At 70.4% G+C, this 22,854-nt stretch carries 27 protein-coding genes; 13 read left to right on the plus strand and 14 right to left on the minus strand.

Features of this window, described 5'->3' with window-relative positions; all coding sequences use genetic code 11:
• Positions 1-4 precede the first annotated feature (4 nt).
• From ACFPZ3_RS68625 to ACFPZ3_RS68635, 3 genes are read right to left on the minus strand one after another with little or no spacing between them, the layout of a single operon-like run.
• Positions 5-382, minus strand: a complete 378-nt coding sequence (locus ACFPZ3_RS68625; protein WP_379525079.1) for a hypothetical protein — start codon at positions 380-382, stop codon at positions 5-7.
• Positions 379-741, minus strand: coding sequence for a hypothetical protein (locus ACFPZ3_RS68630; protein WP_379525080.1), 363 nt, complete (start codon positions 739-741; stop codon positions 379-381). The genes ACFPZ3_RS68625 and ACFPZ3_RS68630 overlap by 4 nt, the downstream gene beginning before the upstream one ends.
• Positions 742-752: 11 nt before the next feature.
• Positions 753-1,454 carry a TetR/AcrR family transcriptional regulator gene (locus tag ACFPZ3_RS68635; RefSeq protein ID WP_379525081.1) on the minus strand — a complete coding sequence of 234 codons (702 nt, stop codon included), beginning with the start codon at positions 1,452-1,454 and terminating at the stop codon, positions 753-755.
• 44 nt (positions 1,455-1,498) lie between these two features.
• Here ACFPZ3_RS68635 and ACFPZ3_RS68640 point away from each other — a divergent pair, with 44 nt between their 5' ends.
• Together ACFPZ3_RS68640 and ACFPZ3_RS68645 are read left to right on the plus strand one after the other, a co-directional pair.
• A complete protein-coding gene (locus ACFPZ3_RS68640) occupies positions 1,499-2,857 on the plus strand; it encodes a DHA2 family efflux MFS transporter permease subunit (protein ID WP_379525082.1) in 1,359 nt (452 codons plus the stop codon).
• Positions 2,827-3,321 carry a 2-thiouracil desulfurase family protein gene (locus ACFPZ3_RS68645; RefSeq protein ID WP_379525083.1) on the plus strand — a complete coding sequence of 165 codons (495 nt, stop codon included), beginning with the start codon at positions 2,827-2,829 and terminating at the stop codon, positions 3,319-3,321. Before ACFPZ3_RS68640 ends, ACFPZ3_RS68645 begins: the two co-directional genes overlap by 31 nt.
• On the opposite strand, the gene ACFPZ3_RS68650 is transcribed toward ACFPZ3_RS68645, so the two are convergent.
• From ACFPZ3_RS68650 to ACFPZ3_RS68660, 3 genes are read right to left on the minus strand one after another with little or no spacing between them, the layout of a single operon-like run.
• Positions 3,297-3,677, minus strand: coding sequence for a hypothetical protein (locus tag ACFPZ3_RS68650; protein WP_379525084.1), 381 nt, complete (start codon positions 3,675-3,677; stop codon positions 3,297-3,299). The genes ACFPZ3_RS68645 and ACFPZ3_RS68650 overlap by 25 nt on opposite strands.
• A gap of 40 nt (positions 3,678-3,717) precedes the next feature.
• A complete protein-coding gene (locus tag ACFPZ3_RS68655; RefSeq protein ID WP_379525085.1) occupies positions 3,718-4,314 on the minus strand; it encodes a TetR/AcrR family transcriptional regulator in 597 nt (198 codons plus the stop codon).
• A complete protein-coding gene (locus tag ACFPZ3_RS68660) occupies positions 4,314-4,766 on the minus strand; it encodes a hypothetical protein (RefSeq protein ID WP_379525086.1) in 453 nt (150 codons plus the stop codon). The genes ACFPZ3_RS68655 and ACFPZ3_RS68660 overlap by 1 nt, the downstream gene beginning before the upstream one ends.
• Positions 4,767-4,804: 38 nt before the next feature.
• On the opposite strand from ACFPZ3_RS68660, the gene ACFPZ3_RS68665 reads away from it, so the two are divergent.
• From ACFPZ3_RS68665 to ACFPZ3_RS68700, 8 genes are all read left to right on the plus strand, one after another.
• The gene (locus ACFPZ3_RS68665) at positions 4,805-5,482 is read left to right on the plus strand and encodes a response regulator transcription factor (protein WP_379525087.1); all 678 of its coding nucleotides are present in this window, start codon (positions 4,805-4,807) and stop codon (positions 5,480-5,482) included.
• The gene (locus tag ACFPZ3_RS68670; protein WP_379525088.1) at positions 5,479-6,777 is read left to right on the plus strand and encodes a sensor histidine kinase; all 1,299 of its coding nucleotides are present in this window, start codon (positions 5,479-5,481) and stop codon (positions 6,775-6,777) included. Before ACFPZ3_RS68665 ends, ACFPZ3_RS68670 begins: the two co-directional genes overlap by 4 nt.
• A 41-nt stretch (positions 6,778-6,818) precedes the next feature.
• Positions 6,819-7,805: a lytic polysaccharide monooxygenase auxiliary activity family 9 protein gene (locus ACFPZ3_RS68675; protein WP_379525089.1), complete on the plus strand. Its 987-nt coding sequence runs from the start codon at positions 6,819-6,821 to the stop codon at positions 7,803-7,805.
• 157 nt (positions 7,806-7,962) lie between these two features.
• Positions 7,963-9,339, plus strand: a complete 1,377-nt coding sequence (locus ACFPZ3_RS68680) for a Dyp-type peroxidase (protein WP_379525090.1) — start codon at positions 7,963-7,965, stop codon at positions 9,337-9,339.
• A 131-nt stretch (positions 9,340-9,470) separates the two neighbouring features.
• Positions 9,471-10,151 carry a GAP family protein gene (locus ACFPZ3_RS68685; protein WP_379525091.1) on the plus strand — a complete coding sequence of 227 codons (681 nt, stop codon included), beginning with the start codon at positions 9,471-9,473 and terminating at the stop codon, positions 10,149-10,151.
• 40 nt (positions 10,152-10,191) lie between these two features.
• Positions 10,192-11,988 (plus strand): Na+/H+ antiporter NhaA, encoded by a 1,797-nt coding sequence (gene nhaA, locus ACFPZ3_RS68690; RefSeq protein ID WP_379525092.1) that lies wholly within the window; start codon positions 10,192-10,194, stop codon positions 11,986-11,988.
• Positions 11,989-12,027: 39 nt separating this feature from the next.
• Positions 12,028-12,498, plus strand: a complete 471-nt coding sequence (locus ACFPZ3_RS68695; protein ID WP_379525093.1) for a hypothetical protein — start codon at positions 12,028-12,030, stop codon at positions 12,496-12,498.
• 49 nt (positions 12,499-12,547) lie between these two features.
• Positions 12,548-12,856 (plus strand): hypothetical protein, encoded by a 309-nt coding sequence (locus tag ACFPZ3_RS68700; protein WP_379525094.1) that lies wholly within the window; start codon positions 12,548-12,550, stop codon positions 12,854-12,856.
• Here ACFPZ3_RS68700 and ACFPZ3_RS68705 read toward each other — a convergent pair.
• Positions 12,843-13,295: a hypothetical protein gene (locus ACFPZ3_RS68705; protein WP_379525095.1), complete on the minus strand. Its 453-nt coding sequence runs from the start codon at positions 13,293-13,295 to the stop codon at positions 12,843-12,845. The two genes, ACFPZ3_RS68700 and ACFPZ3_RS68705, sit on opposite strands and share 14 nt — an antisense overlap.
• Before the next feature lie 45 nt (positions 13,296-13,340).
• On the opposite strand from ACFPZ3_RS68705, the gene ACFPZ3_RS68710 reads away from it, so the two are divergent.
• A complete protein-coding gene (locus ACFPZ3_RS68710; protein WP_379525096.1) occupies positions 13,341-14,318 on the plus strand; it encodes a helix-turn-helix transcriptional regulator in 978 nt (325 codons plus the stop codon).
• Between the two features lie 48 nt (positions 14,319-14,366).
• On the plus strand, positions 14,367-15,215 hold the full coding sequence (locus ACFPZ3_RS68715) for a hypothetical protein (protein ID WP_379525097.1): 849 nt from the start codon (positions 14,367-14,369) through the stop codon (positions 15,213-15,215).
• Here the strand turns inward: ACFPZ3_RS68715 and ACFPZ3_RS68720 are convergent.
• Genes ACFPZ3_RS68720 through ACFPZ3_RS68750 form a run of 7 tightly spaced genes read right to left on the minus strand, consistent with a single transcriptional unit; the run spans position 15,205 to position 22,206 of the window.
• Positions 15,205-16,188 (minus strand): ABC transporter ATP-binding protein, encoded by a 984-nt coding sequence (locus ACFPZ3_RS68720; protein ID WP_379525098.1) that lies wholly within the window; start codon positions 16,186-16,188, stop codon positions 15,205-15,207. The two genes, ACFPZ3_RS68715 and ACFPZ3_RS68720, sit on opposite strands and share 11 nt — an antisense overlap.
• Positions 16,185-17,168, minus strand: a complete 984-nt coding sequence (locus ACFPZ3_RS68725; protein ID WP_379525099.1) for an ABC transporter ATP-binding protein — start codon at positions 17,166-17,168, stop codon at positions 16,185-16,187. The genes ACFPZ3_RS68720 and ACFPZ3_RS68725 overlap by 4 nt, the downstream gene beginning before the upstream one ends.
• Positions 17,165-17,995, minus strand: a complete 831-nt coding sequence (locus ACFPZ3_RS68730; RefSeq protein WP_379525100.1) for an ABC transporter permease — start codon at positions 17,993-17,995, stop codon at positions 17,165-17,167. Before ACFPZ3_RS68730 ends, ACFPZ3_RS68725 begins: the two co-directional genes overlap by 4 nt.
• The gene (locus ACFPZ3_RS68735; protein WP_379525101.1) at positions 17,992-18,972 is read right to left on the minus strand and encodes an ABC transporter permease; all 981 of its coding nucleotides are present in this window, start codon (positions 18,970-18,972) and stop codon (positions 17,992-17,994) included. The genes ACFPZ3_RS68730 and ACFPZ3_RS68735 overlap by 4 nt, the downstream gene beginning before the upstream one ends.
• Positions 18,969-20,573: an ABC transporter substrate-binding protein gene (locus tag ACFPZ3_RS68740; protein ID WP_379525102.1), complete on the minus strand. Its 1,605-nt coding sequence runs from the start codon at positions 20,571-20,573 to the stop codon at positions 18,969-18,971. The genes ACFPZ3_RS68735 and ACFPZ3_RS68740 overlap by 4 nt, the downstream gene beginning before the upstream one ends.
• Entirely contained in the window at positions 20,570-21,280 is a 711-nt protein-coding gene (locus tag ACFPZ3_RS68745; RefSeq protein WP_379525103.1) for a PIG-L deacetylase family protein, read from the minus strand. The genes ACFPZ3_RS68740 and ACFPZ3_RS68745 overlap by 4 nt, the downstream gene beginning before the upstream one ends.
• Positions 21,277-22,206: a GNAT family N-acetyltransferase gene (locus ACFPZ3_RS68750; protein ID WP_379525104.1), complete on the minus strand. Its 930-nt coding sequence runs from the start codon at positions 22,204-22,206 to the stop codon at positions 21,277-21,279. Before ACFPZ3_RS68750 ends, ACFPZ3_RS68745 begins: the two co-directional genes overlap by 4 nt.
• Positions 22,207-22,470: 264 nt before the next feature.
• Here ACFPZ3_RS68750 and ACFPZ3_RS68755 point away from each other — a divergent pair, with 264 nt between their 5' ends.
• A complete protein-coding gene (locus ACFPZ3_RS68755) occupies positions 22,471-22,824 on the plus strand; it encodes an SPW repeat domain-containing protein (RefSeq protein WP_379525105.1) in 354 nt (117 codons plus the stop codon).
• Positions 22,825-22,854: the final 30 nt, after the last annotated feature.

Raw genomic sequence — 22,854 nt, forward strand, 5'->3', positions numbered from 1 at the left:
GGCGTTAACGCCTGCGCCACAGCCAGAACAGGCCCACGAGAGGCAGCACGAGGGGGATGAACAGGTAACCCTTGCCGTAGGCCGACCACACGGTCTCGTCGGGGAAGGCGGCCTGGTCGAGCAGGCTGAGCGTGCCGATGACCAGCACCCCGGCCAGCTCGATGCCGAGCGAGACCAGCGCCAGCCGGCGCGCGCCGCGCCAGAGCGCGACGGTGAGCAGGATGTAGACGACCGCCGCGAAGGCCGACAACGAGTACGCCAGCGGCGCCTCCCAGAAACGAGAGGCGATCTGCACGCCCGCCCGCGACCCCGCGGCCAGCGCGAACAACCCGTAGACGGCGATCAGCGCGCGCCCCGGCCCGGTGCCGATGGAGGTCGTCACGCCGCGCCCTGCCAGATCTGCAGCAGCCGGGCGGTCATCACCGCGATCGCGAACCCGGCCACGACCAGGATCGCGGGCCCCCACCTGCTCCGCTCGGCCAGCGCAAGGAACACCCCGGCCGGCGGGATCAGCACCTCGCCCCCGACGTATCCGAACAGCGTGACCTTGTCCGCGGGCCCCCCGCCGCCAGCCACCCCCGCGATCACGAAGCCCGCCTGCACCAGCACGGCCACTTCGAGCACGGCGAAGCCGACCAGCAGCACCATGCCCATGGGCCGGTCACGGATCGCGACGATCAGGCTCACCAGCATCAGCAGCAGCGAGCCGGGGATGACGATCGTGGAGACGATGGTGTTCATCGGGGGCAAGGCTATCGCCCGGGTACGCCGCCCCGGATCACGCCCTCGATCCCGTCCAGCACCCAGGAGAGCCCGCGCTCGAAGTTGTCGTCCGCCCCCTGCACACCCTGCTCGATCATCGGCGCCAGCCGGGGGAACTCACCGCTCTCGACGAGCTCCTTGATGTACGGCTCCGCCACCGCCGCCCGCTCGGCGTCGTTGATCCCGCGCTCCCGGGGCGCCCTCCGCTCCACGTGCTCTCTGACCACGAACCCGGTCATGTAGTCGTTGAACACCGCCAGGCACCGCCACGCCGTCAGCCGATCGAGCCCGAGCCCGTCGAACGCCGTCAGCTTCTGCTCCACGTGCCGCATCCCGTTGGGCCCGACGGCCACCCGCTGCGCGATCAGATCGACCCGCCAGGGATGCCGCCGCACCAGCTCGCGCTCGCGCCGGGCGAGCACCATCAGCGCGTCGCGCCAGCCGGCCGGCAACGGCTCCCCGGCCAGCGCCTCGGCGGCGATCTCGTCCGCCATGAGGGCGAGCAGGTCCTCCTTGCGCTCGATGTAGGAGTAGAGCGTCATGGCCCGCGCGCCCAGCTCGGCGGCCACGCGCCTGATCGACACCGCGTCCAGCCCTTCCGCGTCGGCGAGGGCGACGGCGGCGGCCACGATCGCCTCCCTGGTCAGCACCGGGCGGCGGGGTGGCGTGGGTCTCGACCAGATCGATGTCACGGCTCCGATTCTAGACAGCGTACGAAAGTGTTACGGTGTACGACATGCGATACGCCGTACGAACTCCCTTCTGGACCACGGGTCTGGTGGTCCTGCTCGGCGTCGTCATGACGATGCTCGACACCACGATCGTCAACGTCGCCCTCAGCACCCTGGCCCGCGACTTCCACACCACGCTCGCCACCATGCAGTGGGCCGTCACCGGCTACCTGCTGGCCCTGTCCATGACGGTCCCGGTCACCGGCTGGGCGGTGGGCAGGTTCGGCGGCAGGAACGTCTGGCTCGTCTCGCTCGTGCTGTTCATCGCCGGCTCCGCGCTCAGCGCCGCCGCCTGGTCGGTCTGGAGCCTGGTGGCCTTCCGCGCCGTACAGGGGCTGGGCGGGGGCCTGCTCCTGCCGGTCGGTCAGATGATGCTGGCCCAGGCGGCGGGCAAGGAGCGGATGGGCCGGGCGATGGGCATGATCTCCGTCCCCGCGATGCTGGTGCCCGTGCTCGGGCCGCCACTCGGCGGGGTGATCGTCGAGGGCCTCGGCTGGCGGTGGTTGTTCCTGGTCAACGTGCCGATCTGCGCGGTGGCGCTGCTGGCCGCGTTCCTGCTGCTGCCCCGCGAGGCGGGCGCGGGCCCGCGCGGCCTCGACCTGCTCGGCCTGGCGCTGCTCTCCCCCGGTCTGGCCGCCCTGGTCTACGGGCTGTCGGAGGTGGGCAACGGGGCCTCCCTCGCGCATCCGGTGTTGTGGGTCGGCGTGGTGCTGGTGGCCGCGTTCGCGGTGCGGGCGCTGCGGGCCCCGGGGACGCTGCTGGACCTGCGGCTGTTCGGTGATCGCACGTTCGCCGCGGCCGTCGCCGCGATGGTGTGCTACTCGGCCGCGCTGTTCGACTTCACCGTGCTCGTGCCGCTCTACAGCCAGCTCGCGGAAGGCGGCAGCGCGCTGGATGCCGGGTTGCTGCTGGCGCCGATGGGGATCGGCGCGGCGATCACGATGCCGATCGCGGGCAGGCTCACCGACAGCAGGGGACCGCGCGGGGTCGGCGCCGCCGGGGTGCTCGTGGCGGTGGCCGGGATCGTGGCGTTCGTGCTGCTCGGTGGCGGCCTGGTGCCGATGTTCGTGCTCGGGCTCGGGCACGGGTTGGTGTCCACCTCGGTGGTCGCGGCCGCGTTCAAGACGCTGGACCGGGCCACGATCCCGGCGGCGACCACGCTGAGCACGATCGCGATACGCCTGGCCGCGCCGTTCGGCGTCGCCGTGCTGGCCGTGCTGTTGCAGGTGTTCACCAGGGCGGGGGTGGAGCAGCCGTTCACGTACGTGTTCTGGGTGGTGGTCGCGCTGGCCGCCGTCTCGTTGTTGCCGATCGCGCTCATAGGATCGAAGACGTGGAGAAGATCCTCGTCAGCGCCTGCCTGATGGGCCGCAAGGTGCGCTACGACGGCCGCGCGAAGACCAGCTCCGACGCCTTGCTCGCCGGGTGGCGGGAGGAGGGGCGGCTGGTGACGTTCTGCCCGGAGGTGTCGGGCGGGCTGCCCGTCCCCCGTCCCGCCGCCGAGATCGAGGGCGGCGCGGGCGGGGCGGCCGTCCTGTCCGGCGGCGCGCGCGTGGTGGCGACGGACGGCTCCAACGTGACGGCGGAGTTCGTGGCGGGCGCGGAGGGGGCGCTCGGCGTCGCGCGTGCGCACGGCATCCGGATGGCGGTGCTCAAGGAGGGCAGTCCCTCCTGCGGCTCGCTGTCGATCTACGACGGTACGTTCCAGGGGCGGCGCACGCCGGGGCAGGGCATCACGACGGCGCTGCTGGAGCAGAACGGCATCCGGGTGTTCAGTGAGGACCATCTCCCTGAGGCCGCCGGCTACCTGCGCACCCTGGAGACGTAGAAGGAGCCGGTCAGGCCGGCGGCGAGGGCCAGCGCCATCGCGCTGTGATACCAGGTGAGCAGCGCGGTCGCCGCGCCCGGGCTCAACGTCAGCGACAGGATCCCCAGCATCACCCCGCCCAGCGCGGCCGACTGGGTGTAGATCAGCCCGTCCCACGCCCAGGCCCGGCCGGACAACGCGCCGTACGCCCCGGTGAGCATGGCCGCGGCGCACAACGTCTCGACGATCGTGGCCGGCACGATCACGGGTTCGCGCACGGGGCCGAGCGGCAGCCCGGCGTGCAGGAGCGCGAACAGCAGGAAGATCAGCGCGTGGAGCAGCAAGAGCCCGCCCAGTGCCCGGCGAAGTGCGTCCATGCCTCCACGCTCCCACCGCGCGCCGATCACGGAATCGTCCTCAGGGAGGCTGCTCCGCTACGCCGTTCGCGGTAGGCAGCAGCCGTCTCACCAGGCGGATCACCTCGTCGATGGTCACCTGCGCGTCCAGGGCGGACTCGCACGCGGCCACCTCGCGGCCCGCCTCGCCCATCATCGTGGTCAGCAGCACCACCAGCACGTGGCTCTCCCGCGTGTCCGCCAGGCCGAGCAGGCGCTTGTTGCCGCCGATCCAGTTCCAGCCCCGCTGCCTGCGCAGGGTGGTGAACTCGGCCGGCCCGTCGCTCTCCAGGAACAACCTGGCCACCTCGCGCTGCTCCCACGACCCCTCCAGGTAGGCGCGGGCGCCCGCCAGGAAGCGCTCCGCGGTGCCCTCGGCCGCCTTGGCCGCCCGGGAGGTGCGCTCCTCCTGGCCGCGCGTGAACTGCTCCCACAACGCCAGGAACAGGCCCGGTTTGCCGCCGAAGTGGTGGTAGAGGCTGCCGACGCTGATCCCCGACGCCGCCACGAGATCGGCGACCGTGGCCTCGGCGTACCCCTTGGCCAGGAAGACCTCGCGCGCCGCGCGCAGCAGCGCGTCGCGGGTGCCGCTCGACCGGCTCCAGCGTCGGCTCCTCACTAGTACTCCCAGGTGTCGGTACGCCGCTCATGGCTGATGCAGAACACCCCCGTGCCGTGCTCGCCCTTCACCAGGTCCACCCGGATCCAGCCCTCTGCGCGGGCGACCTTGGCGGTGAAGCCGCCGGCCGGGGTGGCCGAGACCAGGCGGCAACCTTCGTCCCCGAGCGTGAACGTCACCTCGCCGCCTTTCACGGTCACCACCTTGAGCGGTTTGCCTGGCGCCGGCGTTTTCGTATTTGTCGGCCTTTTCGTGGTGCGGCGGGGTGTCGGAGTAACGGCAGGAACGGGCGAATTGTCGGGTGGAGCGATGGTTGGCGCGAGGAATGGTTGAACATTCACATCATCCACGAACTCATTACGCAGCACACCCCGCACGCCGAACCACGAGACCGACACGGCGACGACGGTGGCCCCACACCAGATCGCGGCATATCGCATGGCTCGACGCATGAGAGGCATTATGTACGTCCCCGGTACGGTAGGTGCGCATGGCGACGGTTCTCGTAGTCGAAGACGATGAATTCGTCAGATCGGCGATCATCCACGAGCTCGGCCGGCGGCAGCACGCCGTCCGCAGCGCGGGTTGTGCCCTCGACGCGCTCAGGGAGATCTCGCAGTCCCCTCCCGACGCCGTCATCCTGGACCTCGGCCTGCCCGACCTGGACGGCTCGGAGGCGCTGCGGATGGTGCGCGGCATCTCCGACGTGCCGGTCATCGTGGCCACCGCCCGCGACGACGAGGCCGAGATCGTCAGGCTGCTGCGCGCGGGCGCCGACGACTACCTGGTCAAGCCGTTCTCCGGCGACCATCTCAGCGCCCGGCTCGACGCCGTGCTGCGCCGGGCCAGATCCGCGCCCGAGCCCCGCACGCTGCGGGTCGGCGGCCTGGTCGTGGACGTGGCCCGGCGCGAGGCCGCGCTCGACGGCGGCCCGCTCGCGCTCACCAGGCGCGAGTTCGACCTGCTCGCCTACCTCGCCGCCCGCGCCGACCGGGTCGTCACCCGCAAGGAGCTGCTGGCCGAGGTCTGGCAGGTGGCCTACGGCGACGACCAGACGATCGACGTGCACCTGTCGTGGTTGCGGCGCAAGCTCGGCGAGAGCGCCGCCCAGCCGCGCTACCTGCACACCGTGCGCGGGGTCGGCTTCATGTTGTCCGCGCCTCGATGAGAAGGACCTTGGCGGTGCTGATGGTGGCCGTCACCTCGATGGTCGCGCTGGCGTTCCTGGTGCCGCTCGCGCTGATCGTCAAGGAGACCGCGCAGACCAGAGCAGTGGCGGGCGCGGAACGGCAGGCGTCGGCGCTGGTGCCGGTGCTGGCGGTGACGACGGGGCGCGACGACCTCGGGCACGCGATGGCGCGTACCGAGGCGGGGCGGCGCGGCCTGCTCGCCATTCACGTCAACGGCGGCGCCACGGTGGGCACCTCCCGGGCGCCCGCCGCCGAGGTGGCCGGGGCCGCCGCGCAGACCAGGGCGAGCACGGTCGAGCTGGACGGCGGGTACGTGCTGCTGCGCCCCGTGGCGCTGGACGGCGACCGGGGCGCGGTGATCGAGGTGTTCGTCCCCGCAGACGACCTCAACCAGGGCGTCTTCACCTCCTGGGCGGTGCTCACCGGCGTGGCCGTGGTGCTCGTGCTCGGCTCCGTGCTGGTCGGCGACCGGCTCGGGGCCAGGGTCGTACGCGCCACGCGCCGCCTCGGCACGGCCGCCACCGCCCTCGGCTCCGGCGACCTGAGCGAGCGCATCCACCCAGAAGGCCCGCCCGAGCTCAAGGCCGCGGCGAACGCGTTCAACGCCATGGCCAACCACGTCACCCACCTGCTCGCCGCCGAACGGGAGCTGGCCGCCGACCTGTCCCACCGGCTGCGTACGCCGCTGACCGCGCTCAGGCTCAGCCTGGACCAGCTCGGCCCGCGGGCGGAGCCCAGCAGGCAGGCGCTGGCCCGGCTGGAGGGCGAGGTGACCACGATCATCTCGGCGGCCAGGCGGCCCGCGCGGGCGAACCGGTCGTGCGACGCGGCCGAGGTGTTGCGTGAACGGCTGGCGTTCTGGTCGGCGCTGGCCGAGGACCAGGGGCGGCCGTGGGAGCTGGTCGGGGCCACGTTGCCGGTGCGGGCCCCCGTACCGGCGGGGGAGCTGACGGCGGTGGTGGACGCGCTGCTCGGGAACGTGTTCCGGCACACGGCGGAGGGGACGGCGTTCAGCGTCACGCTGCACGAGGGCAGAGACAGCGTCGGTGTCCTGGTCGCGGACGCGGGGCCTGGAATCCCCGATCCCGAGGCGGCGCTGGAGCGGGGGGCCAGCGGGAGCGGGTCCACGGGGCTGGGGCTGGACATCGCGCGGCGGCTGGCGGAGTCGACCGGCGGGGTGATGCGGCTCGATCGCTCGTCGCTGGGCGGGGCTCAGGTGCAGGTGTGGTTGCGGCTTGAAAAGCTGTCTAAGCCAGCCTTAAAGGACCCTTAAGGCCGATATTTCCGGCGTTCGGGTGGCCCATGGTGTTCTGCATGCAGATCAACCGCAAGGCGTTCGTCGCCACCGCTCTGGCCGCCCCCACGCTCCTCGTGCTCGCCGTCGCCCCCGGCGCGGCCTACGCGCACGGCACCATGAGCAACCCGCCCAGCCGCTTGATGGTCTGCTACAGCGAGGGCCCGGAGAGCCCGAAGACGGCCGCGTGCAAGCAGGCCGTGGCGATCGGCGGCACGCAGCCCCTGTACGACTGGAACGAGGTCAACATCGCCGACGCCGCCGGCCGGCACCGCGAGATCATCCCGGACGGCAAGTTGTGCGGCGCGGGCCGCGACAAGTACCGGGGCTTCGACCAGGCACGGACCGACTGGCCGGCGACCACCATGACGAGCGGCGCCTCCCACACCTTCAAGTACCGGGCGACCGCGCCGCACAAGGGCGCCTTCGAGCTGTACATCACCAAGGACGGCTACGACCCGGCCAAGCCGCTGAAGTGGTCGGACCTCGAGGCCAAGCCGTTCCACACCGTGCAGAACCCGACGGTGGCCGACGGCTTCTACACGATGACGGCCAAGCTCCCGTCCCGGCAGGGACGCCACCTGATCTACGCGATCTGGCAGCGCAGCGACAGCCCCGAGGCGTTCTACTCCTGCTCGGACGTGGTCTTCGGGCAGAGCAACCCCTCCCCCGCGACCACCCCCACCGGCACCCCGACCGCCACCCCCAAGCCCACCCCGACGGCGGCCCCCACGCAGTCTCCTGGGAACGGCACCGCCATCGCCGCGGGCGTCGGCGTGACCCCCGTCACCGCGAAGGCGGGCGGGCAGGTGAAGGTGACGGCCGTGTGCGGCGGATCGCAGGTGCGGGACGTCACCTCCAACGCCTTCGCCACGGCCCGCAACCGGCCCGGCGCGTCCACGGCCGGATGGTCGCCCAGCCTGAAGGCGGCCAGGGCGGGAAAGCACGCGGTGACCGTACGCTGCGCGAACGGCGGCATGGCCAGAACCACGCTCACCGTGAATTGATCAGGAAATTCGGCTGGCCGCTTTCCGGGAAACTTTCTCATCCCCTCGCGAGTCTTACTGGTGGGGCGCGTTGAAAGACGGGGGATTTCTGGGAGCTATTCTCCCGTGACGCGCCAGGGGGCCCTATTTCATCGGAAACGGGGAAAGGGACACGGCAATGCCTGTCGACCTGAACAACGCACAACCCCTGGCCTGGGACTCGGCCACGCTCGACGCGGACACCAAGGCGATGCTCGACAATCTCCAGCCGAACATCCTGCGCGCACACGTGCGCGAGCACCTGTCCTTGCTGTTCGTCCGGTTCAACGACGTGGCGGAGGGCAAGGCCTTCCTGCGCCACATCGCGACCACGAAGATGAAGTCGGCGCGCAGGCACATGGAGGAGGTGCGCGACTTCGCCGCAGGTCGCCGCCGCGGCACTCCTTACGTGGGCATCGGCATCAGCAAGGCCGGCTACCGCGACCTCGGCCACTCGGTCGAGGACGTGCGCGAGTTCGCCGACCCGGTCTTCCGCGACGGCATGAAGCGCCGGGTGGGCCTGGTCGAGGACCCGCCGGTGGACCAGTGGGAGCGCACCTACCAGCGGGAGATCCACGCCGTCATCCTGATCGGCGACGCCGAGCCGGGACCGGTGGCCGCGCTGCGCGAGGAGATCCTCGGCGACCTGCCGGAGAGCGCCCGGCTGCTCGGCGAGGAGAGCGGGCAGGGCATGCGCAACCCGGCCGGCGACGGCATCGAGCACTTCGGCTACGTGGACGGCCGCAGCCAGCCGCTGTTCGTGAAGGACGAGGTGGACAAGGAGCCGAAGAAGCACTGGGACCCGGCCTTCCCGCTGGGCAACGTCCTGGTGCCCGACCCGTTCGCGCCGAACCCCGTCCGTCACCACGGCAGCTACCTGGTGTTCAGGAAGCTGGAGCAGAACGTGCGGGCGTTCAAGGAGATCGAGCGGGACCTGGCCGACGACCTGGGCCTGAAGGGCGATGACCGCCACCGCGCCGGCGCCATGCTCGTCGGCCGCTTCAAGGACGGCACCCCGCTGACGCTCAAGCCCAAGGCGGCCGGCGGGCCGGTGAACAACGACTTCACCTTCGACGACGACGAGGAGGGCTCGAAGTGCCCGATCGCCGGGCACATCAGGAAGACGAACCCGCGCTCGTTCGGACGTGACGTGCTCATGGCCAGGCGCGGGCAGACCTACGGCGAGCGCGCCGACGACCCGTCCGACGACTCCCCGCCGGAGGACCGGCCCAGCGGGGAGGTCGGGCTGCTGTTCATGGCGTTCAACAGCAGGCTGATCGACCAGTTCGAGTTCACGCAGCAGACCTGGGCGAACAACCCCGACTTCCAGGTCCCCGGGGTCACCGGCCACGACCCGGTCATCGGGCAGGGCGATCGCCATCTCAAGGTGACCTTTCCCAAGGTGTGGGGCAAGCCGGAGTTGTCCGTCCCGCAGGCCCAGGTGGGTCAGACGGTGACGATGAAGGGCGGCGAATACTTCTTCGCGCCGTCCCTGGCGTACCTGCGCAACCTCTAGGAAACACCGCTGGGGGCCGCGCGGCCCCCAGCGGTTTCGCCTGTTCGGCCGGGGAATGAGCAGAAGGATGTACGCCGGGTTCAGCCCGCCGGAGGAGGCGGGCAGGGGCCGGGAATCAGCATGATTTCCCTATGACGATCGCACTGCTGCTCACCCTCGCGGCCCTGGCGGTGGTCGACAGCACCAGCTTCGGCACCCTCGGCATCCCCGTCTACCTGCTGCTGACCTCCGACCGGTCGCGGGGACCCCGGCTGCTGATCTACCTGACCACCGTGGCGCTCTTCTACTACCTGGTGGGTGTGGCGCTCATGCTGGGGCTGTCCACGGCGATGAACGCCTTCGGCGACGTGCTGGAGAGCCGGCCGGTGCGCATCGTGGAACTCGTCCTCGGCGTGGGGCTGTTCGTGCTGAGCTACCGGTTCGACCCGAAGTGGCGGGCGAAGCGGGGCAAACCCCAGCGCACGTTCGAGCCCCGGACAGGCGGGCCGCGGACGATGGTGATGCTCGGGCTGACCGCCGGGGCGCTGGAGGTGGCCACGATGGTGCCGTACCTGGCGGCGATCGGGATCATGACGACCGCCGGCCTCGCGGTGACGCAGTGGGGGCCGCTGCTGGCGGCGTACGTGCTGGTCATGATCTTGCCGCCGCTGGCGCTCATGGGGCTGCGCGCGGTGGCGGGGAAGTGGCTGGAGCCGAAGCTGGAGCGGCTGCGCGCCTGGCTCACCAAGCACTCGGCGTCCATGCTGAGCTGGGGAATCGCCATCGTCGGGATTCTGCTGGCCAGGGACGCGGCCGTCTACCTGTTCACCTAGCCGCCTGACTTAGGATCAGATCTCCGGGGGGAGATCTGAGATGTTGCGGGCGTTCCTGAGGACCGAGGCCGGCAGCACGAGCGTGCTGCTCGTGGCCACCGTGCTGGCGCTGCTGTGGGCGAACTCACCGTGGAGCGGCACCTACGAGGCGTTCTGGCACACGCCGACAGGGATCTCCTTCGGCGACGCCCACTTCTCGCTGGACCTGCGGCACTGGGTCAACGACGGGCTGATGAGCGTGTTCTTCTTCCTCATCGGGCTCGAGGTCTCCTACGAGGTGCGGCTCGGGCAGCTCAGGGACCGGCGGCTGATCGCGGTGCCGGCCGTGGCGGCGTTCGGCGGGATGCTCGTGCCGGCCGGCGTCTACCTGCTGCTCAACTTCGGCGGTCCTGGAGCCGGCGGGTGGGGGGTGCCGATCGCCACCGACACCGCCTTCGTGCTGGGCCTGCTCGCCGTGGTGGGGGCGCGGTGCCCCGATCCGCTGCGGGCGTTCCTGCTGACGCTGGCCATCGTGGACGACGTGCTCGCGATCATGATCATCGCGATCTTCTACACCGCCGACCTGTCCGTGCCCGCGCTGCTCGTGGCCGCGCTGCTGCTGGCGGCCATCGTGACGTTGCGATGGCTGAAGATCTGGCGGGCGCCGGCGTACATCCTGCTGGCGTTCGCGCTGTGGGTGGCCACGCTGGAGAGCGGGATCCACCCGACGCTGATCGGCATCGCGCTCGGGATCCTCGTCTTCGTGTACGCGCCCACCGACCACAAACTGCTGCTGGCCGGGGAGGCCGTGCAGGAGTTCACCAGCGAGCCGAGCGCGCAGGCCGCCAGGGAGGCCGCGCGGCGCGTCCAGCGGGCCGTGTCGGTGAACGAGCGGCTGCAACTGCGGCTGCAGCCGTGGAGCAGCTATGTGATCGTGCCCATCTTCGCCCTGGCCAACGCCGGGGTGCGGCTCGACGGCGAGACCCTGCGCGAGGCCGCCACCTCGCCGGTCGCCATCGGGATCGCGCTGGGACTGCTGGTGGGCAAGTTCGTCGGGATCGCGCTGGGCACGTGGCTGCCGCTGCGGTTCGGGTGGGGGATCCTGCCGGGGAACCTGGTGTGGGGGCAGCTGCTGGGCGGGGCCGCGGTGTCGGGGATCGGGTTCACGGTGGCGCTGTTCATCGTGGACCTGGCCTTCGAGGGCTCGCCCCTGCACGACACCGCCAAGATCGGGATCCTGGCCGGGTCGCTGCTGTCCGCCGTGATGGGGTGGGTGATCTTCAAGCTGGCGTGGGACCGCGGCGGGGTGTGCGCGCCGCCCGACGCCGAGCCCCCCGAGGAGCTGCCGAACACGCTGTCCGTGCCGGTCGCGCCGGAGGACCACGTGCGAGGGCCCGCGAACGCCCGGGTGACGATCGTCGAGTACGGCGACTTCGAGTGCCCCTACTGCGGCCGGCTCCACCCCGTCCTGGAGGAGATCCGCAGGAAGAACCCCGACGTCCGGCTCGTGTTCCGGCACTACCCGGTGCGCTCCCTGCACCCGCGCGCCACCTCCGCCGCCATCGTGGCGGAGGCCGCCGCCGACCAGGGCAGGTTCTGGGAGATGCACGACATCCTCTACGACAACCAGCGTTTCCTCACCGACGCCGACCTCAACCACTACGCCGCGGAGCTGGACGTGACCCCCTGGACCGACGTGCCGCGGCATTCGTCGAGGATCGCGGCGGACGAGGCGTCCGGCCGCGAGAGCGGGGTGCGCGGCACGCCCACCCTCTTCCTGAACGGCATCCGCTACGAGGGCGGCCACGACCTGGGTTCGATCACCCGGGCGGTGGCAGAACTACGCCAGTCCGCGTAACGTCATCAAGTCGTCGCCTACCGCGCTGGAGACTCCTTGATGTCCTCGCTCGCCTCCCTTTTCAGTATCCTCCCCCAGATCGTCATGGTCATCGTGCTCCTGGGCGGTGCCATCCTGATGGCGGTACGCAGAGGGGAGCACGGTCGCGGGGCGGTGCTGGGCATGGCGGGCTGCATCGTGCTCTTCCTGGGAGTGGTGTGCAACGGCATCCTGGTCTTCGCCACTCCCTCCTTGGTCTCCAGCATGGGAGTCAGCGGGATCCAGCCCCTCTTCCTGGTCGTCAACCTGGTCATCCTGATCTTTCAGGTTGTCGGCACGGTGCTGCTGATCTCCGGCGTGGTCGCGCGCAGGAACCCGGCTGCTCCGGCTCAGCAGGGGCAGTGGCAGCCCGAATGGCAGCCCCAGTCCCCCTACCAGCAGCAGCCCCCGCAGCAGCCGGCGCCTCAGCAGCAGCAGCAGCCGGGCTGGCAGTCGCCGCCGCAACCGCCTTTCGGCGGCGGCCAGGGCTGAGTGACAATGGGGGTGTAAGCGACACTCCGCAGCGTGTCCGAGGACATCCATGACGCGAGAACCACCGGAGCCCGATCCGAACCAGACGATCAGGCGCCGTTACCCCCATCCCACCGACCTGCCTTCCCAGGGCCCACCGGACGCGCCCGGCACGCGGCGGCTCCCGTACACGCCGGACATGTTGCCCGACGTGTCGCACTACGAGACCAAGCCGCCGAGGTCGACCTGGTGGTGGGTGATCGTGGCCGGCGGCCTCGTGCTGCTCATCGCCGCCGTGGCCGTGGCCGTGATCTTCTGGGTCCGCGCCGACACCGGCACCAAGGCCCTCCAGACCGGGACGGCCGTCACGCCCGGGTGAGGTCCATCGTCCAGTTCGTCTCCCAGGTCCGCCCGTCGTCCTCCGAGAACGCCTGCTCCCAGCGGGCGGCGTCGCCGCCGGAGACCGTCCAGACGAACCGGCAGCGCACCGGCCTGCCCTCGCAGGTCTCCTCGCCGAAGAACTCGCCCCGATCGCCCTCGAACCCGCCCACCATGGGCCGGGTGTCAAGCACGCCGCTGGTGCTGCTCGCCCAGTAGATGGACCACAACCCGCTCTCCGCGTCGCGCACGCGCACGGTCAGCCCGCTGGAGCCCTTCGTCGGGAACTCGATCTCGTCGAAGCTGGCCGCGCCGCCGAAGTGCCGGGTGGCCACCGAGACGCCGGGGAACTCCTCCCATTCGGTGCTGCCGGACAGGGGCTTGGCGAGCCGGCGGTTGGTGACGTTCCAGTGGCCGGTGAGGAAGTCGAAGTCGTTCATGAGCCACACCGTATGGCATAGTCACTGACAGGTAGTGTCAGTGATATGCGAGCTTCCCGCCTGGTCTCGATCCTGCTGCTCCTCCAGACGCGCGGCCGGATGACCGCGCAGGAGCTGGCCGAGCGGCTGGAGGTCTCCATCCGCACCATCTACCGCGATGTCGAGTCCCTGCACTCCGCCGGCATCCCCCTCTACGGCGACGCGGGCCCCAAGGGCGGATACCAGCTCCTCGACGGTTACCGCACCCGGCTCACCGGCCTGACCACCGACGAGGCCGAGTCCCTCTTCCTGGCCGGCCTGCCGGGTCCCGCGGCCGAGCTGGGGCTGGGCGCGGTGGTGACGGCCGCGCAGCTCAAGCTGATGGCCGCGCTCCCGGTCGAGCTGCGCGACCGCGCGGGCCGCATCCAGGAGCGGTTCCACCTCGACGCGCCCACCTGGTACCGCGACCGGGAGCCGGTGACCTACCTGCCCGCCGTGGCCGACGCGGTCTGGAACGAGCGGCGGGTGCAGGTCAGATACCGGCGGTGGAAGGCGCCGCAGGAGGTGGAGCGGCGGCTGGAGCCGTACGGGCTGGTGGTCAAGGCCGGGCGGTGGTATCTGGTCGCGCGGGCGGGCGAGGACGTCCGCACCTATCGCGTCTCGCAGATCCTCGACCTGCATCCGCTCTCCGAGGGGTTCACCAGGCCGGAGGGGTTCGATCTGGCCGCCTACTGGCGGGACTACCTGGCCGAGTTCGAGACCAGGCTGCGGTGGGGCGAGGCCCTGGTGCGGCTCTCGGCGCGCGGCATGGAGCGGCTGGCCGATCTCATGACGCCCGGCGTGGTGGAGGCGGCCAGGGAGAGCGCGCAGGGGCCGGACGAGGAGGGGTGGACGCGGGTCACGGTGCCGATCGAGTCGATCGAGCACGCGGTGGGCGAGTTCCTCAGGCTGGGCACGGATGCCGAGGTGCTCTCCCCCGGTGAGCTGCGGGATCGGCTGGCGGTGACGACGTACGAGCTGGCGGAGCGTTATCGCGCGTCCTGAGGGGGATATTTCGGGGTACAGACCTCCCGGCCCCAGAGAGCGCGCGCCATGGACCTCCACGAGCGCCTGCTGGTCCAGGTCAGCGCCAGGGACGTCTACGACGCGGTGGCGCTGGCCGGGCATCCCGGCTCCGGCCTGGTCTTCACCGGCCAGGCCGCGCACGACGCGGTCCGCATGGTGCGCCGGATCGGCTACGACGGCCCCCTCCTGGCCGACCGCCGCCGTTACGCCGGGTCGGCCCGGGTACGCGGCACGGCGGCGCTGTCCCCCGACTGGATCGCGGACCAGGTGGAGGCGGGCGCGACGGCCCCCCTCACCGATTCCGGATATATCGGTAAAGGGGACCACGAAGCTCTGCACACCATCCTCGAACAGGCCGTCCATTGGGAGGGCACGATCGCGGTGTTGCCCGTGCACGCGCGATGGGTCATCGAGGATCGCCTGCCGCTGCTGCGGACGGTCGCCGACTACGGGGTGCCGGTGGCGCTGGTGGTCGAGGACGGGCCCGCCTACCGGCCGGTTCCGCTGCCCCTGCTCTCTGCCGGGATCACGGCCCTGGCGGCGCTGGCGTACGGGGCCGAGTGGGCCGCGATCGGGGTGCGCGAGGTGCTGCGGCACCTGTACCCGGAGCCGCACGAGGTGCGCGGCGGCTGGCGGCGGGGCGGGGCGCGCAACGCGTTCGTGCCGGAACTGCTGGAGTTCGTGCCGGTCGAGCGGCTCGGTGAGGGCACGTGCGGCTGCTCCACCTGCCACGGCCGCCCGCTGCGCCGCCTGGCCGGAGCGGAGGAGCTGGAGGTGAACACGCACAACGCCAAGGCGCTGCACCGCCTGCACAACCGCCTGCTGCGCTCGACCCACCGGGAGCGGTGGTGGCAGGAGCTGACGCTCACTGCCTGACCGCGGCCTGATAGCAGTGCGTCCAGCGCCCCTCCCCCAGGTCCGTACGCTCGGGGGCCTCCTCGGAGCACACCGGCAACGCGATCGGGCACCGCGGATGGAACCGGCACCCGCCCGGCGGATCGATCAGGCTCGGCGGCTCACCGTGCCGCTCGGCCGCCGGTGGCGCCAGCCGGTCGGGATCGGGCGCGGAGTCCAGCAACAGCCGCGTGTACGGATGCCGTGCCCCCTGTGTGAGCTCCTCACTCGGCCCGCTCTCGATCAGCCGCCCCGCGTACATGACCGTGATGTCCTCGGCGAAGTAGCGCGCGCTGGCGATGTCATGCGTGATGTACAGGAGCGCCAGTCCGCTCTCCTGGGCCAGCCCCTCCAGCAGTCGCAGCACGCCGAGCCTGATCGAGACGTCCAGCATCGACACGGGCTCGTCGGCGATCAGCGCGACGGGCCGCACCGCCAGCGCCCGCGCGATCGCCACCCGCTGCCGCTGCCCGCCGGACAACTCGTGCGGCAGCTTGTCCATGAACTGCTCGACGGGCGTGAGGCTGACGCGTTCGAGCAGTTCGGCGACCAGTTCGCGTTCGTGGGCGTCGGAGCGGGCGTGCCCGTGCAGGCGCAGCGGCCTGGCCAGGTGGTAGCGCACGCGGTGGAAGGGGTTCAGGGAGGCGAACGGGTCCTGGAAGATGAGCTGGACCTGCCGCCGGTAGTCGCGGAAGGCGGCGCCGCGATGGGCGCGTACGTGCTCGCCGCGCAGCAGCACCTCGCCCGACGTGGCCGGATAGACCTGCGCGAGCAGCCGCGCCACCGTGCTCTTGCCGCAACCGCTCTCCCCGACCAGCGCCGACACCGACCCGGCGCGCAACGCGATCGACACGTCCTCGACGGCCCGCACGGGCGGCCTGCGCCCGAACCTGCCCCGGGGCCCGTGGGCGGCGGCGAAGTGTTTGGTGAGGTTCCGCCCCTCCAGGATGATCATGACACTCCCGTCCCGTCGTTCAGCAGGCACGCCACCTCGCCGCCCTTGCGGGGCACGAGCGCGGGCATGGTGGCGGAGCACTCGTCCATGGCCAGCCCGCACCTGGGGTGAAAGGCGCAGCCCGGAGGTGGTGAGCGCAGGTCGGGCGGGGTGCCGGGGATGCCGAGCAACTCCTCGCGCGGCCCGCGCAGGCGGGGGAACGAGCGGAGCAGCCCCCCGGTGTACGGATGCCGCGCCGCCCGATGCAGCCCCTCCGCGGTGCCGGTCTCCACGACCCGGCCCGCGTACATGATGGCGATCCTGTCGGAGATCTCCATGAGCAACGACAGGTCGTGCGTGATGAACACGACCGCGAAGCCGTACTCCTCCCTGAGCGCCCTGATCTCTCCGAGGATGTCGCGCTGCACCACCACGTCGAGCGCGGTCGTCGGCTCGTCCATGATGATGATCTCGGGGTTGAGCGCGAGCGCGATGGCGATGGCGGCCCGCTGCCGCATGCCCCCGGACAGCTCGTGCGGATAGGAGCGACGCCTGTCGGCGCTGATCCCGACGCGTTGCAGCAGCTCCACGACCCGTTCCGCACGCTCGGCCCGGGACATCTCCGGCTCGTGGATGCGCAGCACGTCCTCGATCTGGGCGCCGACGGTGCTGACCGGATTGAGCGAGTTCATGGCGCTCTGGAAGACGACGGCCAGTTCCTTCCAGCGGAAGGCGCGCAGCTCGTTCTTCCGCAGGGCGAGCACGTCCACCTCGGTGCCGTCGCGGCGGTGGTAGACGACCGACCCGGACGTGATCGCGGCCGGGGGCCGCAGCAGGCGGGCCACGGCATTGGCCAGCGTGGACTTGCCGCTGCCGCTCTCCCCGGCGAGGCCGAGTATCTCGCCGCGGCGCAGGTCGAGCGAGACGCCGGCGACCGCGTGCACGGCTCCGGTGCCGGACAGGTAGTCCACGCCGAGGTCGCGGATCTCCAGGACGTTCATGCGCGGGCCTTCCGGGGGACCTTGATCGTACGCAGCCGGGGGTTGGCGATCTCGTCGATGCCGAAGTTCACCAGGGCCAGGCCGGTGCCGATGAGCGCGATGCACAACCCCGGCGGGATGAACCACCACCAGGCCCCGATGAGCAGCGCCTGCCCGTTCTGCGCGAAGTAGAGCATGCTGCCCCAGCTCACCGTGGACAGGTCGGCCAGGCCCAGGAACGACAGCCCGGCCTCGGCCAGGATCGCGGCGACCACGGTGGCCAGGAAACTGGTGGCGATGACGGGCAGCAACACCGGCATGATCTCGTAGAACACGATGCGCAGCGGGCCCTCGCCGCTCGCCCTGGCGGCCTGGACGAAGTCACGCCGCCGTACGGACAGGGTCTGGGCGCGCAGCACCCGGGCGCCCCAGGCCCAGCCGGTCACCGCGATCACCACGGCGACCGAGGCCACGCCGCGCTGCGGCAGGTAGCCGGCCAGCACGATGATCAGCGGGAGGGCGGGCAGCACCAGGAAGATGTTGGTGAGCACGGACAACACCTCGTCCACGACGCCGCCGACGTACCCGCCGATCAGGCCGACCGCGATCGCGAGCATGGTGGCGATGAGCGCGGACAACACGCCGACGCCGAGGGAGACGCGGGCGCCGTACACGGTCTGGACGAGGATGTCCTGGCCGGTCTGCGTGGTGCCCAGCCAGTGCTCGGCGGAGGGGCCCTGGAGCCCGGCTTCGCTGGTCGCGGCGGGGTCGGCGCTGATGAGCAGCGGCCCGAGGACGGCCACCAGCGCGAAGAGGACGAGGATCCCGGCCCCGATCTTGATCTTCATTCGGCCTCCTGCCTGGTCCTGGGGTCGAGCACCACGTACGCCAGGTCGGCCAGGAAGTTGGCGACGAGCACGGCCAGCGAGATGACGAGGAAGATGCCCTGCATGAGCGGGAAGTCCTCGTTCTCCACCCCTTTGAGCAACATCGAGCCGATACCGGGATAAGAGAAGACGATCTCCGTCAGCACTGAGCCGCCCACCACGAAGCCGAGCGAGAGGGCGAAGCTGGTGATGTTCGGCAGGATCGCGTTGCGGGCGGCGTAGGCCCACATGACCCGCCGCGACGTCAGCCCCTTGGCCTCGGCCATCACCACGTAGTCCTCGCCGAGCGTGGTCACCATGACGTTGCGCATGCCGAGGATGCGGTCGGCCATCGACGCAAGCACGATCGTGATCGCCGGCAGCGCCGCGTGGTAGGCCACGCTGCCCGCGAACTCCCCGGTGAAGCCGGGCATGACATCCAGCCCGTACGCCCGGCTGACCGGGAACCACTGCAACGTCACGCCGAAGACGAACACCAGCGCCAGCGCCACCCAGAAGTACGGCACCGCGTGCATGAACGTGGCCGCCGGCAGCACCCCGTCCAGCCAGGTGCCCCGCTTCCACGCCATCAGCACGCCCAGCGAGGTGCCGACCAGGTAGCTGATCAGCGTGGCGATCCCGACGACCCCGATCGTCCACGGCAGGCTGTCGGAGATGACCGTGGACACCTCGGTGGGAAAGAACGTGATCGAGCGGCCGAGTTCCCCTCGTGCGAGATTGCCCAGATAGTCCAGGTACTGCTGCCACAGGCTCGCGTCGCTGATCCCGAACGCCCGCCGCATCGCGTCGATGGCGGCCGGCTCGACGTTCCCCTTCATCCGGGCCACCAGCAGCTCCACCGGATCCCCCGGCATGAGCCGGGGGATCAGGAAGTTGAGCGTGACTGCGGCCCAGGCCGTCAGGAGGTAGAAGCCGAGCCGCCGGGCCAGGAACCTCACTTGGGAGCCGGCTTCAGGTGCAGCAGCACCACGGCCGCGTCGGGCGAGGTGTAGGGGGACGGCATCGCGTACGGGTCCTGCTCGGAGGGCCAGCCCACGTACTTGTCCGTCCGGTACTGCGCCCACGACGGGCTGTAGAACAGCGGCAGCGTCGGCAGCTTCTCCACCATGATCTTGCTGAGCCCCTGCGTGACCTTCTGCTGCTCGGCCTCGTCCTCGGTGGCGGCGTAGGCGTCGATCAACCGGTCGGTCTCGGCGTCCTTCCACCGCTGGTAGTTGCCGGTGGCGGCCTCACCCACGGGCGTGGCCAGCCCGCCGAAGAGCATCGAGCGCATCTGGAAGTACGGGGTCGGCCCCGACGGTGTGGCCCTGATCGACAGGTCGTAGTTGCCCTTGCCGACCTTGGACACCCAGTCCGCGAACGCCACGCCCCTGGTCTCGACCGTGATGCCGACCTTGGCCAGGTCCTCCCTGATGAGCTGGGCCGCGTTCACCCAGTCCGTGAACGGCGAGGGCACCAGCAACGTGAACTTGAGCTGACCCGGATCGATGCCCTTGAGCAGCTCTTTCGCCTGTTCGACGTTCACCTTGAAGGCCGCACCGCGATATTCGGGGGACACGTACGCGTCCCCGCCCGGCATCGGCACCCCGGTCGGATGCGCGACCTTCGTGTACCCCCGCTCGGCCACCCGTACGATCTTGTCCCGATCGACGGCCAGGCTGATCGCCTGGCGCACCTCGGGCTTGGCCAGCACGGGGTTGGTCAGGTTCGGCAGCAACGTCACCACGCCCTCGGGCGGGAAGTAGAACTTGTTCTGCTCCGGCTTGCCCTGCACGTAGATCTTCTGGATGTCCGGCACGAACGCGCCCGCCCAGTCCAGCTCGCCCTGCTGCAGCGCCGTCTGCACGGCATTGGCCGTGTACGCAGGGAAGCGCAGCACCGGCACCTCCGGCTTGCCCGGCTGCCAGTAGGACGGGTTCTTGACGAACTCGTAGAGCTGCGCCGAGAACTTCGACAACGTGTAGGGCCCGGTGCCGACCGGCTTCGGGTTGGTGAAGGTGACCGGGTCCTTCTGCTTCTCCCACAGGTGCTTGGGCACGATGGGCGTGTTGCCGGCGATGTTGAACAGCTTGGCGTACGAGGTGTTCTTGAAGTCCACGCGCACCTGGTCCGGCGCGAGCGCCTTCGCCGCCTCGACCTCCAGCGCGTTCCTGTTGAGCTGCGGGTTGTCCTTCAACATCTGGAACGTGAACGCCACGTCGTCGGCCGTGAACGGCTGCCCGTCCGACCACTTCACGCCCTGCCGCAGCGTGAACGTGACCGACTTGCCGTTGTTCGACCACTCGTGCTTCAACGCCAGCCAGGGCGTGATCTCGCCCGGCTTGAGCTTGTTGAAGTACATCAGGGTCTCGTGGATCATCCCGCTGGTGCCGAAGTTCACGCCTTCGAGGTGGTACGGGTTGAAGTCCTCCTGGAAGGTGCCCGCGTCCACGGCGTGGATCACCAGCGGCGGAGCACTCGTGCTCTGCGTGGCGGTGCCGCCGCCGCTCGAACATCCGGCCACCGCCAGTGCGGCGAGGACCGCCAGAACGCGTCTCATCGGGGGGCCGCCTTTCCGAAGTACTTCGTCCGGAGGTCGCGCGAGCCCTTCGGTGCGGCGAAGGCCTGGGCGCGGCCGAATCCGGCTGGCGCGCCGCGCACGATGGTCAGCGCGCGGTAGTAGTCCACGTACGGGAAGCCGTAGGTCTCGCCCCTGGCGTAGGCGTAGCCGGTGATCGCCTGCGACCAGATCTCGTACGCCTCCTCGTCCAGTTCGACGAACACGTCCGGCGCGTAGCCCTCGGCGTCCTCCCAGTTGTCGGCGTAGTAGAGCTCGCTCGCCCAGTACGCCGGGTGCTCGCGTTCGAGGGTCTTCAGGCCGCCATAGAAGCGGGCGTCCTCGACGATCCGGTGCGTGCGAGCGTGGTCCTTGTGGATGGAGGCGCTCCAGTGCGTCAGGATGACGTCCGGCCGCAGCTCCCTGATGAGGTCGCCGACCCGCATCTTGACCTCGTCGTCCTCGGGCAGCAGGCCGTCCTCGTGGTCGAGGAACCTGACGCCCGCGCCGATCCGCTCCGCGAACGTCTCGGCCTCCTCGCGCTTCTGCTTGGCGTAGTCGGGGACGGACATCCGGGGATGGCCGCGCTCGCCGAGCGTGAGGTGCAGCAGCGTGGCGCGGTCGCCGCGCAGGACGTGCTGGGCGAGCACGGCGCCCGCCGTCAGGTCGAGGTCGCCCGCGTGCGCCCCGATGGCCAGCACATGCGTCATGCCGTTCGCCTCATCACGTGGAACCGCCTGGTGATCTCGTAGCCCGCCTTGCTGTAGAGGTGGCCGGCCGGGCTGGTCTCGCCGGTCCACAGGAACCAGGACGAATGCAGCCCTTCGGCTCGCATCCTGGTCATGGTGAGATGGAGCAGGATCTTGCCCAGGCCGGTGCCGCGTTGCCCGGGGTCGACGCCGAAGGGGCCGAAGCGCTCGGGGATGCCGCGGTAGGCCGCGTACAGGGCGAAGCCGACTATGTGCTCTTTTTTCGCGATAATGATGCGTTCGAGGTCGCGGTGCTGCCGGATGGCCTCGCCCCAGTCGGGATTGAAGGCGTCGGCCGCGAAGCGGATCAGTTCGGGCAACTCGCCGGCGGTGGGGCTGCGGAACTCGTACTCGTCCCGCTCGCGCCGCAGCGCGTGCACCTCGTCAGGCGTCTGGTAGCCGACCAGGGTGCGGTCCATGGCGACCGGCGAGTACAGCGTGCGGAAGCCGAGCTCCTCCAGCAGCCGGTGGCCGTCCGGGTAGCGCTCGGGGTCCGCGCCCGGCAACACGTAGTTCGGGGTGTACGACGAGAAGTCCACCTTCGTACGGCCGGTGCCGTGCAGGAACGCCAGCGCCTCCGTCATCAGCCGCCGGCCGAGCCCGCCGCCGCGATGCTCGGGGACGACGAAGAAGAATGGGATCCAGCCGAGGTCCGGCTCCAGGTCGGTGCCGGGGGCTAAGGGGGTCAGGCGGCGCACGGCGTACGCGCAACCGACCACCTCGCCGCCTTCGACGGCCACACGCAGGCCCTCGGGGTCGAAGTTGGGGTCGAGCAACACGCAGTCGCGGAACCAGCCGGATGACGTCGGATCGGCCGGCATGCTGCGATTCGAGGCGTCGACCAGGGAGATCTCGTCGCCGGACAGGAAGGGGCGGAGGGTGACCATGGGGGTGGACCTTTCACCTTTCAGAGCTCCCGCCACAGCTTTCCCACTGTTAACCGCCCAGGTCAAGAAGATTTAAGAAGAAATTTTTCCTCATGTCGCACATCTAGAAAATTAGTTTCTCCTGCGGTATGTATGAGATGTGTGCCCCTTTAGGGGATGTGTGCAATGTCATACCGGGAAGGGAATCGGCGCACGCCACCGGGGGTTACACGTGATCGACTGACCAAACAGGCCAGCCTCGTAACGCCATTGGCGGAGGTTCTCATGAAGGCATGGTCACGCTGGCAGGACTGGGTCACCCTGGTCGCCGGCCTCTACGCGGCACTCTCCCCGATCTGGGTCGACGGCGCTTCGGGCGCCACACCCTCACTGGTCGTGCTGGGCGCACTCACCGCGATCACATCGCTCGTGGCACTCGCGAATCCGGGTGCCCTGGCGACGGAGTGGATCAACGCCCTGTGGGGCGTGCTGCTGTTCATCGCGCCGTGGGCCGTCACGTACCTGCAGAGCCAGGGGGCGTCGTGGACGTCCTGGGTCGTCGGGGTCGTCACAGTGGTCCTCAGCCTGACCGCGGTGCCCGCCAGCAGGGCGGCACACCGTCAGGCCGTCCAGCACTGACGACGGTCGTCACCATCCGAGGCCGGGCCC

The organism is Nonomuraea insulae (assembly GCF_042656245.1).

Coding starts and splice junctions, on each gene's coding strand:
- ACFPZ3_RS68630 (WP_379525080.1), bottom strand. CDS start 741: ATGAACACCATCGTCTCCACGATCGTCATCCCCGGCTCGCTGCTGCTG.
- ACFPZ3_RS68640 (WP_379525082.1), top strand. CDS start 1,499: ATGCGATACGCCGTACGAACTCCCTTCTGGACCACGGGTCTGGTGGTC.
- ACFPZ3_RS68650 (WP_379525084.1), bottom strand. CDS start 3,677: ATGGACGCACTTCGCCGGGCACTGGGCGGGCTCTTGCTGCTCCACGCG.
- ACFPZ3_RS68660 (WP_379525086.1), bottom strand. CDS start 4,766: ATGCGTCGAGCCATGCGATATGCCGCGATCTGGTGTGGGGCCACCGTC.
- ACFPZ3_RS68665 (WP_379525087.1), top strand. CDS start 4,805: ATGGCGACGGTTCTCGTAGTCGAAGACGATGAATTCGTCAGATCGGCG.
- ACFPZ3_RS68670 (WP_379525088.1), top strand. CDS start 5,479: ATGAGAAGGACCTTGGCGGTGCTGATGGTGGCCGTCACCTCGATGGTC.
- ACFPZ3_RS68675 (WP_379525089.1), top strand. CDS start 6,819: ATGCAGATCAACCGCAAGGCGTTCGTCGCCACCGCTCTGGCCGCCCCC.
- ACFPZ3_RS68680 (WP_379525090.1), top strand. CDS start 7,963: ATGCCTGTCGACCTGAACAACGCACAACCCCTGGCCTGGGACTCGGCC.
- ACFPZ3_RS68685 (WP_379525091.1), top strand. CDS start 9,471: ATGACGATCGCACTGCTGCTCACCCTCGCGGCCCTGGCGGTGGTCGAC.
- nhaA (WP_379525092.1), top strand. CDS start 10,192: ATGTTGCGGGCGTTCCTGAGGACCGAGGCCGGCAGCACGAGCGTGCTG.
- ACFPZ3_RS68695 (WP_379525093.1), top strand. CDS start 12,028: ATGTCCTCGCTCGCCTCCCTTTTCAGTATCCTCCCCCAGATCGTCATG.
- ACFPZ3_RS68700 (WP_379525094.1), top strand. CDS start 12,548: ATGACGCGAGAACCACCGGAGCCCGATCCGAACCAGACGATCAGGCGC.
- ACFPZ3_RS68705 (WP_379525095.1), bottom strand. CDS start 13,295: ATGAACGACTTCGACTTCCTCACCGGCCACTGGAACGTCACCAACCGC.
- ACFPZ3_RS68710 (WP_379525096.1), top strand. CDS start 13,341: ATGCGAGCTTCCCGCCTGGTCTCGATCCTGCTGCTCCTCCAGACGCGC.
- ACFPZ3_RS68715 (WP_379525097.1), top strand. CDS start 14,367: ATGGACCTCCACGAGCGCCTGCTGGTCCAGGTCAGCGCCAGGGACGTC.
- ACFPZ3_RS68720 (WP_379525098.1), bottom strand. CDS start 16,188: ATGATCATCCTGGAGGGGCGGAACCTCACCAAACACTTCGCCGCCGCC.
- ACFPZ3_RS68725 (WP_379525099.1), bottom strand. CDS start 17,168: ATGAACGTCCTGGAGATCCGCGACCTCGGCGTGGACTACCTGTCCGGC.
- ACFPZ3_RS68730 (WP_379525100.1), bottom strand. CDS start 17,995: ATGAAGATCAAGATCGGGGCCGGGATCCTCGTCCTCTTCGCGCTGGTG.
- ACFPZ3_RS68740 (WP_379525102.1), bottom strand. CDS start 20,573: ATGAGACGCGTTCTGGCGGTCCTCGCCGCACTGGCGGTGGCCGGATGT.
- ACFPZ3_RS68745 (WP_379525103.1), bottom strand. CDS start 21,280: ATGACGCATGTGCTGGCCATCGGGGCGCACGCGGGCGACCTCGACCTG.
- ACFPZ3_RS68750 (WP_379525104.1), bottom strand. CDS start 22,206: ATGGTCACCCTCCGCCCCTTCCTGTCCGGCGACGAGATCTCCCTGGTC.
- ACFPZ3_RS68755 (WP_379525105.1), top strand. CDS start 22,471: ATGAAGGCATGGTCACGCTGGCAGGACTGGGTCACCCTGGTCGCCGGC.